13 protein-coding genes are annotated in these 16,821 nt (G+C 72.6%); 8 read left to right on the top strand and 5 right to left on the bottom strand.

The annotated features are described in order from the left end of the window. Positions 1–9: 9 nt before the first annotated feature. A complete protein-coding gene (gene npdG / locus DEJ43_RS09640; protein WP_015033152.1) occupies positions 10–735 on the top strand; it encodes an NADPH-dependent F420 reductase in 726 nt (241 codons plus the stop codon). 36 nt (positions 736–771) lie between these two features. Continuing rightward, positions 772–1,011, top strand: a complete 240-nt coding sequence (locus DEJ43_RS09635; protein WP_015033151.1) for a hypothetical protein — start codon at positions 772–774, stop codon at positions 1,009–1,011. A gap of 27 nt (positions 1,012–1,038) precedes the next feature. Here the strand turns inward: DEJ43_RS09635 and DEJ43_RS09630 are convergent, their stop codons facing one another. Further along, positions 1,039–1,833, bottom strand: a complete 795-nt coding sequence (locus DEJ43_RS09630; protein ID WP_015033150.1) for a site-2 protease family protein — start codon at positions 1,831–1,833, stop codon at positions 1,039–1,041. 114 nt (positions 1,834–1,947) lie between these two features. Between DEJ43_RS09630 and DEJ43_RS09625 the strand changes: the two genes are divergently transcribed. Then, positions 1,948–5,328, top strand: a complete 3,381-nt coding sequence (locus tag DEJ43_RS09625) for an AfsR/SARP family transcriptional regulator (RefSeq protein WP_015033149.1) — start codon at positions 1,948–1,950, stop codon at positions 5,326–5,328. A 15-nt stretch (positions 5,329–5,343) separates the two neighbouring features. Here DEJ43_RS09625 and DEJ43_RS09620 read toward each other — a convergent pair whose 3' ends face one another. From DEJ43_RS09620 to panB, 3 genes are all read right to left on the bottom strand, one after another. Further along, positions 5,344–6,198 carry an ABC transporter permease gene (locus DEJ43_RS09620; protein WP_015033148.1) on the bottom strand — a complete coding sequence of 285 codons (855 nt, stop codon included), beginning with the start codon at positions 6,196–6,198 and terminating at the stop codon, positions 5,344–5,346. Then, positions 6,195–7,187, bottom strand: a complete 993-nt coding sequence (locus DEJ43_RS09615) for an ATP-binding cassette domain-containing protein (RefSeq protein WP_041662315.1) — start codon at positions 7,185–7,187, stop codon at positions 6,195–6,197. Before DEJ43_RS09615 ends, DEJ43_RS09620 begins: the two co-directional genes overlap by 4 nt. A gap of 120 nt (positions 7,188–7,307) precedes the next feature. Next, on the bottom strand, positions 7,308–8,171 hold the full coding sequence (gene panB / locus DEJ43_RS09610) for a 3-methyl-2-oxobutanoate hydroxymethyltransferase (protein ID WP_015033146.1): 864 nt from the start codon (positions 8,169–8,171) through the stop codon (positions 7,308–7,310). Positions 8,172–8,388: 217 nt separating this feature from the next. On the opposite strand from panB, the gene DEJ43_RS09605 reads away from it, so the two are divergent. The 4 genes from DEJ43_RS09605 to DEJ43_RS09590 all read left to right on the top strand — a co-directional run bounded on the left by DEJ43_RS09605 (position 8,389) and on the right by DEJ43_RS09590 (position 13,506). Next, positions 8,389–10,095, top strand: coding sequence for an MFS transporter (locus DEJ43_RS09605; RefSeq protein ID WP_015033145.1), 1,707 nt, complete (start codon positions 8,389–8,391; stop codon positions 10,093–10,095). 57 nt (positions 10,096–10,152) lie between these two features. Continuing rightward, positions 10,153–10,914 carry a TetR/AcrR family transcriptional regulator gene (locus DEJ43_RS09600; protein WP_015033144.1) on the top strand — a complete coding sequence of 254 codons (762 nt, stop codon included), beginning with the start codon at positions 10,153–10,155 and terminating at the stop codon, positions 10,912–10,914. 203 nt (positions 10,915–11,117) lie between these two features. After that, entirely contained in the window at positions 11,118–12,140 is a 1,023-nt protein-coding gene (locus tag DEJ43_RS09595) for an endonuclease/exonuclease/phosphatase family protein (RefSeq protein ID WP_015033143.1), read from the top strand. A 127-nt stretch (positions 12,141–12,267) separates the two neighbouring features. Continuing rightward, on the top strand, positions 12,268–13,506 hold the full coding sequence (locus DEJ43_RS09590) for an MFS transporter (RefSeq protein ID WP_071891262.1): 1,239 nt from the start codon (positions 12,268–12,270) through the stop codon (positions 13,504–13,506). On the opposite strand, the gene DEJ43_RS09585 is transcribed toward DEJ43_RS09590, so the two are convergent. Beyond that, a complete protein-coding gene (locus DEJ43_RS09585) occupies positions 13,475–15,232 on the bottom strand; it encodes an NAD+ synthase (RefSeq protein ID WP_181399447.1) in 1,758 nt (585 codons plus the stop codon). The two genes, DEJ43_RS09590 and DEJ43_RS09585, sit on opposite strands and share 32 nt — an antisense overlap. A gap of 105 nt (positions 15,233–15,337) precedes the next feature. Between DEJ43_RS09585 and gadC the strand changes: the two genes are divergently transcribed. Then, positions 15,338–16,816 (top strand): glutamate/gamma-aminobutyrate antiporter GadC, encoded by a 1,479-nt coding sequence (gene gadC, locus DEJ43_RS09580; protein WP_015033140.1) that lies wholly within the window; start codon positions 15,338–15,340, stop codon positions 16,814–16,816. The last annotated feature ends 5 nt before the right edge of the window (positions 16,817–16,821 follow it).

Below are 16,821 nucleotides of genomic sequence, written 5' to 3'. Positions count from 1 at the left end.
GTCGGGTCCATGACTTCCTCCACTCCCAGCACCCCCGCCTCCGGGACCGCCCCCAAGGCCGCGCCCAAGGACCCGTGGGACCTCCCCGACGTCTCCGGTCTCGTCGTCGGCGTCCTCGGCGGCACCGGCGACCAGGGCCGCGGCCTCGCCTACCGGCTCGCCAAGGCCGGACAGAAGGTGATCATCGGCTCCCGGGCCGCCGACCGCGCCCAGGGGGCCGCCGAGGAGATCGGCCACGGCGTCGAGGGCGCCGACAACGCCGACTGCGCCCGCCGCAGCGACATCGTCATCGTCGCCGTGCCGTGGGACGGACACGCCAAGACCCTCGAGTCGCTGCGCGAGGAGCTCGCGGGCAAGCTCGTCGTGGACTGCGTCAACCCGCTCGGCTTCGACAAGAAGGGCGCCTACGCCCTCAAGCCCGAGGAGGGCTCCGCCGCCGAGCAGGCCGCCGCGCTCCTCCCCGACTCCCGGGTCGCCGCCGCCTTCCACCACCTCTCGGCCGTCCTCCTCCAGGACACCTCGCTCGAGGAGATCGACACGGACGTGATGGTCCTCGGCGAGGAGCGCGCCGACGTCGAGCTCGTCCAGGCCCTCGCCGGCCGCATCCCCGGCATGCGCGGCGTCTTCGCCGGCCGGCTGCGCAACGCCCACCAGGTCGAGTCGCTCGTCGCCAACCTGATCTCGGTCAACCGCCGCTACAAGGCCCACGCCGGGCTCCGCGTCACCGACATCTGAGCCGGCCGCCGAGCCGGAGTCGGGACGCTTCAGGGCATGGGGGACACTGGACGGGCACAGCAGCCGCACCCCGGACAGGAGCCGACCCCCATGCCCCGCCTCGCCCTCTACGCCCTCGTGGTCTGCGCCCTGGCCGTGGCCGCGGCCGTCGTCTCCTTCGTCGAGGGCAGCTTCCTCGGCGTCGTCTGGGTGCTCATCGCCGGCCTCTCCTCCAACATGGCCTGGTACTACGTCCGCCGCGCGAAGATGGAGAAGGCCGCCGCCACGGAGGCGTGACCCCCGGCCTCGGACCGGCCCGCGGTCTCAGACCTGGCAGAACTCCGGCGTCTCCTGCCAGAACCGGAACAGCTGCGATCCGCAGTAGCGGGAGAGCTCCGGCACCCCGAGCGACCGCATCAGCGCGTCGATCGCGTCGAAGAACCCGTCGTTGATCGCGGGGACGAACAGCAGCGCGATCACGATGAAGAAGCCGTACGGCGCGTACGGCTCGATCTGCCGCTTCACCTTGTACGAGAGCCAGGGCTCAAGGACCCCGTAGCCGTCGAGACCCGGCACCGGCAGCAGGTTCAGGATCGCGGCCGTCACCTGGAGGAACGCCAGGAACGCCAGCGCGAACCGGAACGCGAGCGGCACGCCGTCGAGCGCGTCCAGCCAGAACGGGGCCGTGCAGACCAGCGCGAACAGCACGTTCGCCAGCGGTCCCGCCGCCGAGATCAGACTGTGCTTCCAGCGGCCGCGGATCCGGCCCTGCTCGATGAAGACCGCACCGCCCGGCAGACCGATCCCGCCCATGATCACGAACAGCACGGGCAGCACGATGCTGAGGACGGCGTGGGTGTACGCCAGCGGGTTCAGCGTCAGATAGCCCTTCGCGCCGACCGTGATGTCCCCGCCGTGCAGGGCCGTGCGGGCGTGCGCGTACTCGTGCAGACACAGCGACACCACCCACGCCGAGGTCACGAAGAGGAAGACGGCGAGCCCGGGCGAGGCGGCGAAGTCCGTCCACACCGCCCAGCCCGTGACGGCCATGACGGCGAGGATCGCCAGGAAGACGGGGCTGATCCGCCGTTCGTGGCGCCGGGTGGTGGCCGTGGTCATCGCGGAAGCTCCCAGGGGACGGAGACGGGCTCGTACGGTGCCTGATGTGCGGGAAACGTACCGGGTACCGGGGCGAGTTCCGGCGGCGGGGGCCCGTTCGACGAGAATGGGGCCGTGCTCTACTCCGTCCTCGGCCCGACCCTCGCCCGTACGCCCGACGGCACCGACGTGGCCGTCGGCGGCCCCCGGGTCCGCGCGCTCCTCACCGTTCTCGCCCTGCGGGCCGGCCGGACCGTGCCCGTGGGCGAGCTCGTCGCCGAGGTGTGGGCGGGCGACGAGCCGCCCGCCGACGCCGTCGCCGCGCTCCAGGCCCTCGTCGGGCGGCTCCGCAAGGCCCTCGGCCGCGAGCGGGTGCTCTCCGCCGAGGGCGGCTACCGGCTCGACGCCCGGCCGGAGGACGTAGACGCCCGCCGCTTCGAACGCCTCACCACCGAAGGCGCCGCCGCGCTCGGCGCCGGAGACCCGGCGCGGGCGGCCGCCCTCCTCGACGAGGCCCTCGGACTCTGGCGCGGATCCGCCCTCGCCGACCTGCCGGACCGGGACGCCGAGGCCGCCCGCTGGGAGGCCCGCCGCCTCGACGCCCGCCGTGCCCGGCTCGACGCGGCCCTCGGGCTCGGCGCGGCCCCCGCGGCCCTCCCCGAACTGACCTCCCTGTGCGCCGCCCACCCGCTGGACGAGCCGCTGCAGGCGCTGCGGATCCGCGCCCTGCGGGACACCGGCCGCGTCGCCGAGGCCCTCGTCGCGTACGAGTCGGTCCGGCGGGCCCTCGCCACCCGCCTGGGCACGGACCCGTCACCGGCCCTGCGCGCCCTGCACGCGGAGCTGCTCGCGGGCGCGAAGGCCCCCGGACCCGCCGGCCCGACGGCCCCCGGACCGGCCGCCCCGACGGCCCCCGGACCCGCCGCCGTCCCGCCGCCGGAGAAGCCGGTCGTACGGGGCAACCTGCGCGCCCGGCTCACCAGTTTCGTCGGACGCGACGAGGACATCGCCGCCCTCCAGGACGATCTGCGCGGCGCCCGGCTCGTCACCCTGCTCGGGCCCGGCGGCGCTGGGAAGACCCGGCTCGCCCAGGAGGCGGCCGAGCGCGGCGCCGCCGACGGGGCCTGGCCGGACGGCGTCTGGGTCGCCGAACTCGCCCCCGTCGCCGACCCGGAGGCGGTCGTGGACGCCGTCCTGGCGGCCGTCGGCGCCCGCGAGACGGTGCTGCGCGGCGCCGGAGCCGAGGAGCTGCGACAGGCCGAGGACCCGGTCGACCGGCTCGTCGAGCGCTGCGCGGGGCGCCGGATGCTGCTGCTCCTGGACAACTGCGAGCACCTCGTGGCGGCCGCCGCCGCACTCGCCGAGACCCTGCTCGCCCGCTGCCCCGGTCTGCGGGTCCTGGCGACGAGTCGGGAGCCGTTGGGGGTGCCGGGGGAGGTGGTGCGGCCGTTGGGGCCGTTGCCGTTGGGGATGGCGTTGCGGTTGTTGGGTGAGCGGGGTGCGGCGGCGCGGCCGGGGTTCTCGGTGGGGGAGGACCGGGGTGCGGCGGAGGAGGTGTGCCGTCGGCTGGACGGGTTGCCGTTGGCGATCGAGTTGGCGGCGGCGCGGTTGCGGTTGTTGTCGGTGCGGCAGATCGCGGATCGGTTGGACGACCGGTTTCGGTTGTTGACGTCGGGGGCGCGGACGGTGTTGCCGCGGCAGCAGACGTTGCGGGCGGTGGTGGACTGGTCGTGGGAGTTGCTGGAGGACTCGGAGCGGGCGGTGCTGCGGCGGTTGGCGGTGTTCACGGGGGGTGCGGATCTGGCGGCGGCGGAGGCGGTGTGCGGGGCCGGGGACGGGGCCGGGGCCGGGGCCGGGTTGGACGTGCTGGATGTGCTGGGTGCGCTGGTCGACAAGTCGCTGGTGGTGGCGGGGGTGGGCCGGGACGGTGAGGAGACGCGGTTCCGGCTGCTCGAGACGGTGGCGGAGTACGCGGGGGAGCGGTTGGCGGAGTCGGGGGAGCGGGCGGCGACGGAGCGGCGTCATCTGACGTACTACCGGGAGCTCGCCCGGCGGACCGATCCCGAGCTGCGCGGAGCCGGCCAGGTCGCCGCCATCGCCCGCTTCGAGCGCGAGTACGGCAACATCCGCACCGCCCTGCGCCGGGCCGTCGACGCCCACGACGAGGACGAGGCGCTCGTCCTCGTCCACTCCCTGCTCTGGTACTGGCGGATGCGCGACCTGCGCTCCGACGCCCAGCACTGGGCCCGGGCCGCCGCCGCGCTCGGGCCCGACCCGTTCGCCCCGCCCGCCGCCCCCGTCGTCCCCCTGCACGAGCCGTGCACGGCGGCGCCGCCGCCGCTCTCCGAGGAGCAGCGCTGGGAGGCCCGGCGCGGAGTGCGGCTCGTCGAACTCCTCAACATGGACCACGAGACGGCCCGGTGGACCCAGCCCGAGGGCGTCGCCCAGCTCCGCCGGATGACCGGCGTCTACACGCCCGGCATGCCCCAGACCTGCCGGCTGCCCGGCTCCTTCGCCGTCTTCGCGGTCCTCCTCATCGGCGAGGCCGGCCGGCTGCGCGAACTCCTCGACACCACCGTCGCCGCCTGCCGCCGCCACGGCTACACCTGGGAACTCGGCAACGCCCTCCACATGCGGGCCAACATGTTCGCCAACCGGACCGACCGGGCCGAGGAGGCGGGCGCCGACGCCGACGAGAGCCTGGCGATCTTCGAGCGCCTCGGCGACGCGTGGGGGGCGGCCGAGGCGCTGTCCGCCCGCGCCGAATCCCGGGAGCGCCGGCTGGAGTTCGCGGGCGCGGCGGAGGACTACGTCGCCGCCATCGGCTACGCGGAGCGGATCGGCGCCCAGTCGCAGATGGCCCTGCTGCGCGCCCGGTACGCCGGGGTCCTCGTCGAGGAGGGCCGGTCGGAGGAGGGCGAGAAGATCCTGCGCGAGGTCATGGACGGGGTGCACGGCCTGGGCCACGAACCGCAGGTCGGCGCCCGGCTGTTCCTCGCGCTCACCCTCGGCCGCACCGGGCGGACCGCCGAGGCCCGGGAGCACCTGATGGCGCTGCGGGAGGAGTTCAGCGCCGCGACCCTGGCCATCTTCGAGGGCTTCACCCTCGGCAGCCTGGGCTGGCTGGACAACCTGGACGGGCGGTACGCCTCGGCGTTCGCCCTGACCAAGGAGGCGTACGACCGCTCCCTCGGCTCCCTGTCGATGATGGTGGCCCCGCAGATGCCCTCGGTCCATCTGGCCGTCGCGGCCTGGGCGCTGGCGGGTCTCGGCGGTGCCGAGGCGCGGACCGCCGCCGTGCTGCTCGGGGCCCGGGACGGTCTCCTCCCGCCGGGGCACCTGCCGCCGCCGCTGGAGGCGCAGAACCTCCGGACGGCGACGGAGCTGACCCGGTCCGTCCTGGGCGAGGAGGCGTTCGCGGCGGCACACGCCGAAGGCGACGGCCTCTCCCTGGAAGAGGCCGCCGCCCTGCTCGGTCGCGCCGCCGACGCGATCAGTGAGCGCGCCGAGTCCTGAACCCCCGTGCCGGACTCAGGTCTTCTTGCGGAACTTGGTCACCGCGAGCGGCGCCGTGACGACCGTGATCACCAGCGCCCAGCCGAGGGTCATCCACACGGAGTGGGCGACCGGGCCGCCGTTGATCAGGTTCCGGGAGGCGTCGGCGAGGTTGGACAGCGGGTTGTAGTCGGTGAAGCTCTTCAGCCAGCCGGGCATCGACGTCGGCGGGGCGAAGATCGAGGAGCCGAACTGCAGCGGCATCAGGACCAGCATCGCCATGCCCTGGACGGCCTGGGCCGTCTTCAGGGTGAGACCCAGCAGGATGAAGATCCACATCAGCGACGCTCCGAAGACCATCGACAGGCCGATCGCGGCCAGCAGGTGGAAGAACGAGGTGTGGATCTCCAGGCCGAGCAGGAAACCCATGCCGAGCAGGATCGAGGTGGCGATCAGCATCCGGCCGACCTCGACGACGATCTTCGCGATCAGGACGGAGGACCGGGCGATCGGCATCGTCCGGAACCGGTCCATGACCCCCTTCTTGAAGTCGTCGTTGATGCCGACGCCGACGGCCATCGCGATGTTCATGCCCATCATCGCCATCAGGCCAGGCGTCACGTAGTTGACGTAGACGTCGTTGTTGCCCTTGCCGGAGATCGCGCCGCCGAAGACGTACACGAACAGCAGGATGAAGATGATCGGCATCAGGACGGCGTCGAACATCGACTCCGGGTCCTGCTTGATCTGGAGCGCGTTGCGCCGGGCCAGGGCGCCGATGTGGCGGAGGTTGGCCCGCAGGCCGATCCGGCCCTCGGCGACCGGTGCGCGCCGCTCGGTGGCCGGACCCGGGGATCCGACGGGGGACTTGGTGACCGTGGTCGTGCTCACGCGGCGACCTCCTCGTTGATCGCGTCGGAAACGGTGGTCTTCTGGCCGGTGATCGCCAGGAACACCTCGTCCAGGCTGGGCAGGTGGGTGCCGATGTGGGCGATGCCGAAGCCGCGCGCACCGAGCAGGGAGACGACCGCGGTCAGCTGCTGGTCGGTGAGGATCGGCACGTACAGCGCGCCCTCGTCCGGGACGACGGTCGCGCCGGCGACCCCGTCGAGTCCGGTCTCGCGGAGCGCCGCGGCCATCGCGGGCAGCTGGTCGGGGTCCACCGGGCGGACCTTCAGGGTCCGGCCGCCGACCTTCGCCTTCAGCTCGTCGACGCCCCCCTTGGCGATGACCTTGCCCTTGTCGACGACGGTCAGCTCGCTGGCGAGCTGCTCGGCCTCCTCCATGTACTGGGTGGTGAGGAGGACGGTGACGCCCTCGGAGACCATCCGCTGCACCTCGTCCCACACCTCGTTGCGGGTGCGGGGGTCGAGGCCGGTGGTCGGCTCGTCCAGGTACAGGACGGCCGGCTGACCGATCATCGAGGCGGCGAGGTCGAGGCGGCGCCGCATGCCGCCGGAGTAGTTCATGGCGGGCCGCTTGGCGGCGTCCGTGAGGGAGAAGCGCTCCAGCATCTCGTCGGCCCGGTGGCGGGCGTCGGCGCGGGAGAGGTCGAGCAGCCGCCCGATCATGTACAGGTTCTCGAAGCCGGAGAGCTTCTCGTCGACCGAGGCGTACTGACCGGTGAGGCCTATGGTGCGGCGCAGCTGGCGGGGGTGCTTCACCACGTCGTACCCGGCGACGGTGGCGGTGCCCGCGTCCGGGACGAGGAGGGTGGAGAGGCAGCGGACGAGGGTGGTCTTGCCGGCGCCGTTCGGCCCGAGGACGCCGAGGACGGTGCCCTCCCGGACGTCCAGGTCGACCCCGTCGAGGGCCTTGGTGTCGCCGAAGTGCTTCACGAGGCCCCGGACCTCGACGGCGTTGGTGTGTGATCGCGTCATGGCCACCACTAGACCAGGTGCCACCGACAATCCCCCGACAGATGACCGACAGCCCGCCGATGGGGGATGTCGGCGGGCTGTCGGTGTCGTACCGCGGTGGTCAGCGGGGTGTCACGGCGGTCAGTGGAAGGTGTGCTCCTCGGCGGGGAAGACCCCGCCGCCGACGTCCTCGGCGAAGGCGCGGGCGGCGTCGCCGAGCGTCTCGCGGAGGTTGGCGTACTGCTTGGTGAAGCGCGGGACCTTGCCGCCGGTCAGACCGGCCATGTCGGTCCACACGAGCACCTGGGCGTCGGTTCCGGCGCCCGCGCCGATCCCGATGGTCGGGATGTGCAGCGAGCGGGTGACCTCGGCGGCCAGCTCGGCCGGTACGAGTTCGAGGACGACCGCGAACGCGCCGGCGTCCTGCGCCGCCTTCGCGTCGCGGAGCAGCTTGTGCGCGGCCTCGTCGGAGCGGCCCTGCACCCGGTAGCCCATGGTGTTCACGGACTGCGGGGTGAGTCCCAGGTGGGACATGACGGGGATGCCGGCCTGGACGAGCAGCTCGGTCTGCGGCAGCGAGCGCTCGCCGCCCTCCAGCTTGATCGCTCCGACGCCCGCGTCCTTGACGAGCCGGGTGGCGTTGCGCAGGGCCTGGACGGGCCCTTCCTGGTACGAGCCGAAGGGGAGGTCGCCGACGACGAGGGCCCGCTTGGTGCCCCGGACGACGGCGGCGGAGAGCAGGGTCATCTCGTCCATCGTGACGGGCACGGTGGTGTCGTAGCCGAGGTGACAGTTGCCCATGGAGTCGCCGACGAGGATCACCGGGATGCCGGCCTCGTCGAAGACGGAGGCGGTCATCGCGTCGTAGGCGGTGAGCATGGGCCACTTCTCGCCGCGGGTCTTGGCGGCGGCGATGTCGTGGACGGTGATGCGGCGCGTGCCCTTGCCGCCGTACAGCGCCTTGCTGCTGTCGGCGGGCGGTTTCTGGGCAGCCTGAAGCGTCATGGTGCACGGCTCCTTGTGTCATCTCGAGGCGCCCTGACGGCGTCCCCGGACCACATCCATGGTGGCACTTCGCCGGGCGGGCGGGGAAGTGGGCCGGAGTGGCGCTGTTCACACCGGCGTGGCGGTTGGCGCGTTCCGGTGCCCCGCAACGTAAAGGCTCGGTCAGGATTTCCAATACGAGACGGTCTCGTATCGTAATCACCCCTAGGCTGGTGCCATGTCACAGCCGTCCTCCGCACCTGCCGGGCCCCGCGTCCCCGAGGCCGTCCACCGGCGCCGCTGGGCCGTCCTCGGCGTCCTGATGCTCAGCCTGCTGATCGTCGTCCTCGACAACTCGATCCTGAACGTCGCCGTCAAGACGATCGCCGCCCCCGCGCCCACCGGCCTCGGCGCCACCCAGAGCGAGCTGGAGTGGGCGATCAACTCCTACACGCTCGTCTTCGCCGGCCTCCTCTTCACCTCCGGGCTGCTCGGCGACCGGCTCGGCCGCAAGAAGGTGCTGCTCTTCGGCATCACCGTCTTCGGCATCGGCTCCGCCCTCGCCGCGCTCTCCGGCTCCCCGGGCGAGCTCATCGCCTTCCGGGCCGTGATGGGCCTCGGCGCCGCGTTCGTCATGCCCGCGACCCTCGCCGTCCTCATGAACGTCTTCGAACGCGACGAGCAGCCCAAGGCCATCGGCATCTGGGCGGGCAGCGTCGGCCTCGCCATCGCGATCGGCCCCATCACCGGCGGCATCCTGCTCGAACACTTCTGGTGGGGATCGATCTTCCTCATCAACGTCCCCGTCGTGCTCCTCGCCCTCGCCCTGATGATGTGGCTGGTTCCCGACTCCCGCGACCCCAGGCCCGGCCGGGTCGACGTCCCCGGCGTCCTGCTCTCCGTCGTCGGACTCGTCCTCCTCGTGTACGGGATCATCCGCGGCGGCGAGCTGGCCGACGCCACCGACCTCACCGTCCTCGCCCCGGTCCTCGGCGGCCTCGCGGTCCTCACCCTCTTCGTGCTCCACGAGCGGCGCAGCGACCACCCGGCCATCGACATGACGTACTTCAAGCGGCCCGCGTTCTCGGCGGCCGTCGCCGCGATCGCGCTCGTCTTCTTCGCCCTCATGGGCGTGACCTTCTTCTCCGCCTTCTACCTGCAGAGCGTGCGCGGCTACAGCGCGCTGCAGTCGGGGCTGCTCATCCTGCCGCTCGCGGTCGCCCAGATGACCTTCGCGCCCCGGGCGCGGCTCGTCGTCGAGCGCTTCGGCGCCAAGGCCGTGTGCACCGGCGGCATGGTGCTCGTCGCCGTCGGCCTGACCGCCTTCGCCTTCTTCGACGCCTCGACCCCGCTCTGGGTCCTGGAGGTCGTCTTCTTCCTCCAGGGCGCGGGCATGGCGCACATCATGCCGCCGGTCACCGTCGCGATCATGCAGGCGCTGCCCCGGGAGAAGGCGGGCTCCGGCTCGGCGATCAACAACACCTTCCGGCAGGTCGGCGGCGCCCTCGGGGTGGCCGTCCTCGGTTCGGTGCTCTCCTCCGCCTACCGGGGCGGGATCGAGGGACACCTCGAAGGCGTGCCGGCCGCCCTGCGCGGCACGGCGGGCGAGTCCATCGAGGCGACGCTCGCGGTCGCGGAGAAGCTCGGCCCGGCGGGCCGGGACCTGGTGGCCCCGGCGTACGACGCCTTCCTCGGCGCCATGCACGTCACGGCCCTCGCCTCGGCGGCGATCGCCGTGGCCGGCGCGGTGGTCGTCGCCCTCTTCCTCCCGGGCCGCACCCCGGCGGGCCACGCGGAACCGGGGCCGGGAGCGGGGCCCGCGGCGGCCCCTGGAGCCGGGCCGGGAGCGGTGCCCGAGCCGGACGGAACCGACCGCGCCGGTGACGCGCGGCGGGCCTCGGTGCCGGCTCCCGCCGCCGAGGCGGGAGAATCGGCCCGACAGTAGACCGCGGACCCGGGCGCGCCCCGAGGGTCCCGGACCGGACGGAGAGGCGGAGCTCACGTGTCGCGGCAGGACGGCGGGACCCCCGGAACCCCGGAACCCCACGAGGACGTACGGGACCCGCTCCCCTGCGGGACCTCCGGAGCGACCGGCCCCGGTTCCGGCGGGGCCGCCCTCGGTCCGGGAGCGACCGCCCCCGGCCCCGGAGCGACCGCCTCCGGTCCCGGCGGGGCCGCCCCCGCGCGGCGTGGGCGGCCCCGGAGCGAAGGGGTCGAGCAGGCGGTCTTCGACGCGATCGTCGGGCTCCTGGAGGAGGGCGTCCCGCTCGCCGAGCTGTCCATCGAGCGGATCGCCCGCACCGCCGGCGTCGGCAAGGCCACCCTCTACCGCCGCTGGGCCGGCAAGGAGGAGCTCCTCGTCGACCTGATGCGCTCGGTCGAGCCCCCGGAGCCGGTGCTGCCCGGCACCTCGGCCCGGGACGACCTCGTCGCCCTCCTGGAGTCGATGCGCGAACGCGGCCTCGCCAAGCGCAACTCCGCCCTGCTCCACAACGTGTTCGCGCAGATGCGGCACTACCCCAAGCTGTGGGACGCGTACCACGCCACCGTCATCGAGCCCCGCCGCCGCCTCGGCCGGGACGCCGTGCGGCGCGCGATCGAGCAGGGGGAGATCCGCGGCGACCTCGACATCGAGTTCGTCAACGACCTCCTGACCGCGCCCCTGCTCCTGCGGACCGTCATCCGCCCCGGCGGCTCCCTGGAACCGGGTCTCGCCGAGCAGGTCGTGGACGCCGTCTGGGAGGGCCTGCGCCCGCGCGACTGACCGGACCGGATCGGTCCGGACCGGAGCAGGCCGAATATGCGCGTTCTGTCACAGCCCGCCCGCGGGCGTCACCTGCAGGAACCCGCCACGCCGCCGGTGTCGTCCTCCGGGGGGTACGAGTGACCCGTCATCGCCTAGTGTCGACGTCGGGTCACGGAGCAAGTCGGCAAGACAGCACGGCAGCAAGGCAGTGAGGACGGGCGATGGCGCGGGTGGACATGACGGAGACCGAGCAGGGCGGCGCGGAGAACGAGCGCCGCACCTCCCGCTTCCGGACCGCCCTCGACAGAATCCGCCGCGATCCCGGCATCTGGCGCCGCGGCATCCTGCTCGCCGCCTGCGCGGTGGCCCTGACCCTGCTGATGGGCCTGCACGCCGAGATCCCCAACCGGATCGGCAACCTGGGCAGTCTGACCGAGACCTTCCTGCCCTGGCTCGGTCTCTTCGTCCCCCTGCTGTTCGTCCTCGCCCTGCTGCGCCGGTCCGCGACCGCGCTGATCGCGCTGCTGCTTCCGGCCGTGGTGTGGCTGAACCTCTTCGGCGGTCTGGTGGCCGACAAGTCGGCGGCCGGCGGCGACCTGACCGTCGCCACCCACAACGTGAACGCCGACAACCCGGACCCGGCGGGCACGGCGGCGCAGCTCGCCGCGTCCGGGGCGGACGTGCTGGCCCTGGAGGAACTGAAGGGCGACGTGGTCCCGGCGTACGAGAAGGGCCTCGCGGAGGCCTACCCGTACCACTCCGTGCAGGGCACGGTCGGCCTGTGGAGCAAGCTGCCGCTGCGCGACCCGCAGCCGGTCGACATCCAGATGGGCTGGACCCGCGCCATGCGGGCCACCGTCGTCAGCCCGAAGGGCGAGGTGGCCGTGTACGTCGCCCACCTGCCGTCCGTCCGGGTCAGGCTGAACGCCGGGTTCACCGCCAACCAGCGGGACAACAGCGCCAACGCCCTCGGCGAGGCCATCTCCCACGACCGGCACGAGCGGATCGTCCTCCTCGGCGACCTCAACGGCACCATGAACGACCGCGCGCTCAACGGCGTCACCTCGCAGCTCCGCTCCACCCAGGGCGCGGCCGGCGACGGCTTCGGCTTCAGCTGGCCGGCCTCGTTCCCGATGGCCCGCATCGACCAGATCCTGGTCAAGGGAGTCGAGCCGATGTCGTCCTGGGCCCTGCCGGAGACCAGGAGCGACCACCTCCCCGTCGCGGCCCGGGTGAAGTTCTGACCGGTCGGGGCCGGCCGGGTCGGACACGGGACGAAACCTTCCCTTCACGCCCCGGCGGCCACGGGGAAGAAAACATCTGAGAGCCTTTGTTCCGTTGAAGAACTTTTTCACCGGAAAGGCCCTCCCCATGCCCCTGGCGCTGCTCGCCCTCGCCGTGGCCGCCTTCGGCATAGGCACCACCGAATTCGTCATGATGGGCCTGCTCCCGCAGGTCGCCGACGACCTCGGCACCTCCGTCCCCACCGCCGGACACCTCGTCTCGGCGTACGCGATCGGCGTCGTCGTCGGCGCCCCGCTGCTCACCGCCCTCGGCTCCCGCGTCCCGCGCAAGCGGATGCTGCTCCTGCTGATGGCGCTGTTCACGGTCGGCAACCTCGCCTCCGCGCTCGCCCCCGGCTTCGGCTGGCTGGTGGCAGGCCGGGTCCTCGCCGGGCTCCCGCACGGGGCCTTCTTCGGCCTCGGCGCGGTCGTCGCCGCCCGGCTGGTGCGCGAGGACCGGCAGGCGCGGGCGGTCGCCACGATGTTCCTCGGCCTGACCGTCGCCAACATCCTCGGCGTACCGGCCGCGACGCTGCTCGGACAGCACCTCGGCTGGCGGGCCACCTTCCTCGTCGTCTCCGCCGTCGGCCTCCTCGCGATGGCCGCGCTGGCCCGGCTCGTGCCGTACGTCCCCGTGGACGAGCGGCAGGGCCTGGGCCGCGAGCTGCGCGCGCTCGGCCGCCCCCAGGTGCTGCTCGGCCTGCTCACCGCCGTCTTCGGCTTCGCGGGCGTCTTCGCCGTCTACTCGTACCTGGCCTCGATGACCACCGAGGTGATGGGCTTCGGCGACTCCACCGTCACCGTCGTCCTCGCCCTCTTCGGCCTCGGCATGACCGGCGGGGCGCTCGCCGCCGGCCCGCTGACCGACCGGGCGCTGCGCCCCACCCTGTACGGCTCGCTCACCGCGCTCGTCCTCGCCCTGGTCGCCTTCCGCTTCACGGTCCACGTGCCCTGGCTCGCCCTGGTCACGGTCGTGGTGCTCGGCGCGGTCGGCTTCATGACCACCACCCCGCTCCAGATGCTGGTCATGAACAAGGCCAAGGACGCCCCCACGCTCGCCTCCGCCTCCAACCACTCGGCCTTCAACCTCGCCAACGCGGGCGGCGCCTGGGCGGGCGGCGCCGCCGTCGCCGCCGGCTGGGGCTGGACCTCGCCGACCCTCGTCGGCGCCGGCCTCACGGTGCTGGGCCTTGCGGTCGCGATCGTGGCCGGCCTGCTCGACCGCGACCGGGGGAGCGGAGAGGGGGCCTCGCGCGTGGTCGCGCAAAGCCCCCTCACCACCGCCGGACAGCAGGTCAGCCCGGTGTCTCCCGCCAGCGGTTCGTGATCGGCAGCCGGCGGTCCTTGCCGAAGCCCTTCGCCGAGATCTTGGTGCCCGGCGGGTACTGGCGCCGCTTGTACTCCGCGGTGTCCACCATCCGCAGCGTGCGGGTGACCAGCTCCTCGTCGTAGCCCGCCGCCACGATCTCCTCCCGGCCCCGGTCCTGGTCCACGTACAGCGCGAGGACCGCGTCCAGGGTGTCGTAGTCCGGCAGCGAGTCCGTGTCGACCTGGCCCGGGCGCAGCTCGGCGCTCGGCGGCTTGCTGATCGAGCTCTCCGGGATGGGCGGGGTCTGGCCGCGCTCCTCGGCCGCGCGGTTGCGCCAGCGCGCGAGCCGGAACACGGTCGACTTGTAGACGTCCTTGATGGGCCCGAAGGCGCCGACGGAGTCGCCGTACAGCGTCGAATAGCCCACCGCGAGCTCGGACTTGTTGCCCGGCGCGAGGACGATGTGCCCCTCCTGGTTGGAGAGCGCCATCAGGGTGGTGCCGCGCAGCCGCGACTGGAGGTTCTCCTCGGCGAGGCCGGTGAGACCGAGCGAGCCCATGTACGCGTCGAACATCGGCTCGATCGACACCGTGCGGTAGTGGAGTCCGGTGCGGCGGGCCAGCTCGGCGGCGTCGCCGCGCGAGTGGTCGGAGGAGTACTTCGAGGGCATCGACACCCCGTACACGTTCTCCGCGCCGAGCGCGTCGCAGGCGATCGCCGCGACGAGCGCCGAGTCGATGCCGCCGGAGAGACCGACGAGCACCGAGCGGAAACCGTTCTTCGCGACATACGCGCGGAGGCCGATGACCAGCGCCGAGTACACCTCCTCCTCGTCCTCGAGACGGTGCGCGTAACCGCCCGTCAGCTCCGGCTCGTACGCCGGCAAAGGCTCCTCAGAGACCACCACCCGGTCGACCGTCAGACCGTCGTTCACCAGGCCTTCCGGCGCCTCCGGGTCGGCCGCCGGCAGCTCCAGGTCCAGGATCACGCTGCCCTCGACGAACTGCGGGGCGCGCGCGATCACCTCGCCGGCCGCGTCCACCACGATCGAGTCGCCGTCGAAGACCAGCTCGTCCTGGCCGCCCGTGCTCGCCAGGTACGCCGTCACGCACCCCGCCTCCTGCGCCCGCTTGCGGACCAGTTCGAGGCGCGTGTCGTCCTTGTTCCGCTCGTACGGCGAGGCGTTGACCGACAGCAGCAGCCCCGCCCGCGCGTGGCGCGCCGCCGGGACGCGGCCCCCCTCCTGCCACAGGTCCTCGCAGATCGCCAGGGCCACGTCGATCCCGTGCACCCGGAGGACCGGCATGGTGTCGCCCCGCACGAAGTAGCGGTACTCGTCGAAGACGCCGTAGTTGGGCAGGTGGTGCTTGGCGAACCGCAGCACCACCTCGCCGCGGTGCAGCACGGCCGCGGCGTTCTCCGGCGAACCGGCGGGCAGCCCGAGCTTCGGCTCCGCCCGCTCCGAGCGGTCCAGATAGCCGACGACCACCGGCACCTCCCCGAAGCCCTCGTCCGCGAGCCGCCGGGCGAGACCGCGCAGGGCCGCCCGGGACGCCTCGACGAACGAGGAGCGCAGCGCGAGGTCCTCGACGGGGTATCCGGTCAGCGCCATCTCGGGGAACGCGACGAGATGCGCGCCCTGTCCGGCGGCGTGCCGGGTCCAGTGCACGATCGCCTCGGCGTTCCCGGCGATGTCTCCGACGGTCGAGTCGATCTGATTCAGGGCGAGGCGTAGTTGAGGCACCCCGCCAGTGTAATCGTCAGACCGACGCGATGTCCTGGGAAACGACCGCGTCCGGCCCCTCCCGCTCGACATGCGGCCCCGCCCCACCCCATTGATCATGTCTCCATGACGACCACTGACGACCCGGCAGAGTCGGCACGCCCCGCCGGGACCGACCCGACGGCCCTCCAGGACGACGGCACCAGACGACAGTTCATCTCCTGGCTCACCCTCGCGTTCATGACCACCGCGTCCGTCGCCAGCCTGCGGCCCTCGCCGTCCATGGCCATCTACGGCCTCGCCGCGATCTTCCTCTACCTGCTGCCCGCCGTCGTCTTCCTGCTCCCCACCGCCCTCGTCGGCGCCGAACTGGCCTCCGGCTGGAACGGCGGCATCTACCGCTGGGTGAGCGAGGCACTCGGCAAACCGCTCGGCTTCCTCGCGGTCTGGTGCCAGTTCGCCATGACCATCGCGTACTACCCGAGCCTCCTCGCCTACGTCGCCTCGACCTTCGCGTACGTCATCGACCCCTCCCTCGCCGAGAACGGCCTCTACGTCGCGATCGTCATCATCGTCATCTACTGGAGCGGGGTCTGGATCTCCTCCCGCGGCACGAAGACCATCGCCGGGCTCTCCTCCTTCGGCCTGATCATCGGCACCCTCATCCCCGGAGTGCTCCTCGTCGTCCTCGGCATCGTCTTCCTCGGCCAGGGCAACCCCTCCGCGCAGCCCATGAGCCCCGACCACTGGCTCCCGCCGTGGACCGGCCTCGCCAGCCTGGTCCTCATCGTCAACAACTTCCTCTCCTACGCGGGCATGGAGATGAACGGCGTCCACGTCTCCTCGCTGCGCGAGCCCAAGCGCGAATACCCGAAGTCGATGTTCCTGGCGACCGGCCTCGTCCTGCTGATCTTCATCCTTCCGGCCCTGGCCATCGCCTGGGTCATGCCGTCCTCGCAGCTCAGCCTCACCGCCGGACTCATGCAGGCCTTCCAGGCCTTCTTCGACCACTTCTCCATCGGCTGGATGACCAAGGTCGTCGGCGTCATGCTGGTCTGCGCCGCCCTCGGCGGCATGCTCACCTGGCTCGCCGGACCCGCCAAGGGCCTCGTGCTGCTCTCCCGGCAGGAGGGCTACCTGCCGCCCGCGTTGCAGAAGTTCAACAAGGACGGCGCCCCGCAGAACATCATGATCGCGCAGGGCGTCGTCACCACCCTGATCGGCGTCCTCTACGCCTTCAGCGACGACGTCTCCAGCGCCTACTGGATGTTCTCCGTCATCACCGTGCAGATCTACCTCATCGCCTACCTGCTGATGTTCGTCGCCGTCGTCCGGCTCCGCAGGACCCAGCCCGGCGTCGAACGCGGCTTCCGCGTCCCCGCCGTCCAGTGGGTCGCCGGCGTCGGCTTCGTCGCCTCCGTCGCCGCGCTCGCCATCGGCTTCGTCCCGCCCGACCAGTTCGGCAACCAGCCGCTCTGGCGCTATCTGCTGATCGTCGGCGGCGGCCTGCTGCTCCTCGGCCTCGCCATCCCCGCCGCACTCCTCAAATACCGCAAACCCAGCTGGATCCACCCCGACCACCGGCAACCCTCCGGCACCCCCTAGCGTCA

The organism is Streptomyces venezuelae ATCC 10712 (genome assembly GCF_008639165.1).
GTDB lineage: Bacteria > Actinomycetota > Actinomycetes > Streptomycetales > Streptomycetaceae > Streptomyces > Streptomyces venezuelae.
The sequence above is the reverse complement of the archived record's forward strand: the minus strand, read 5'-3'. Positions and strand labels throughout refer to the sequence as shown.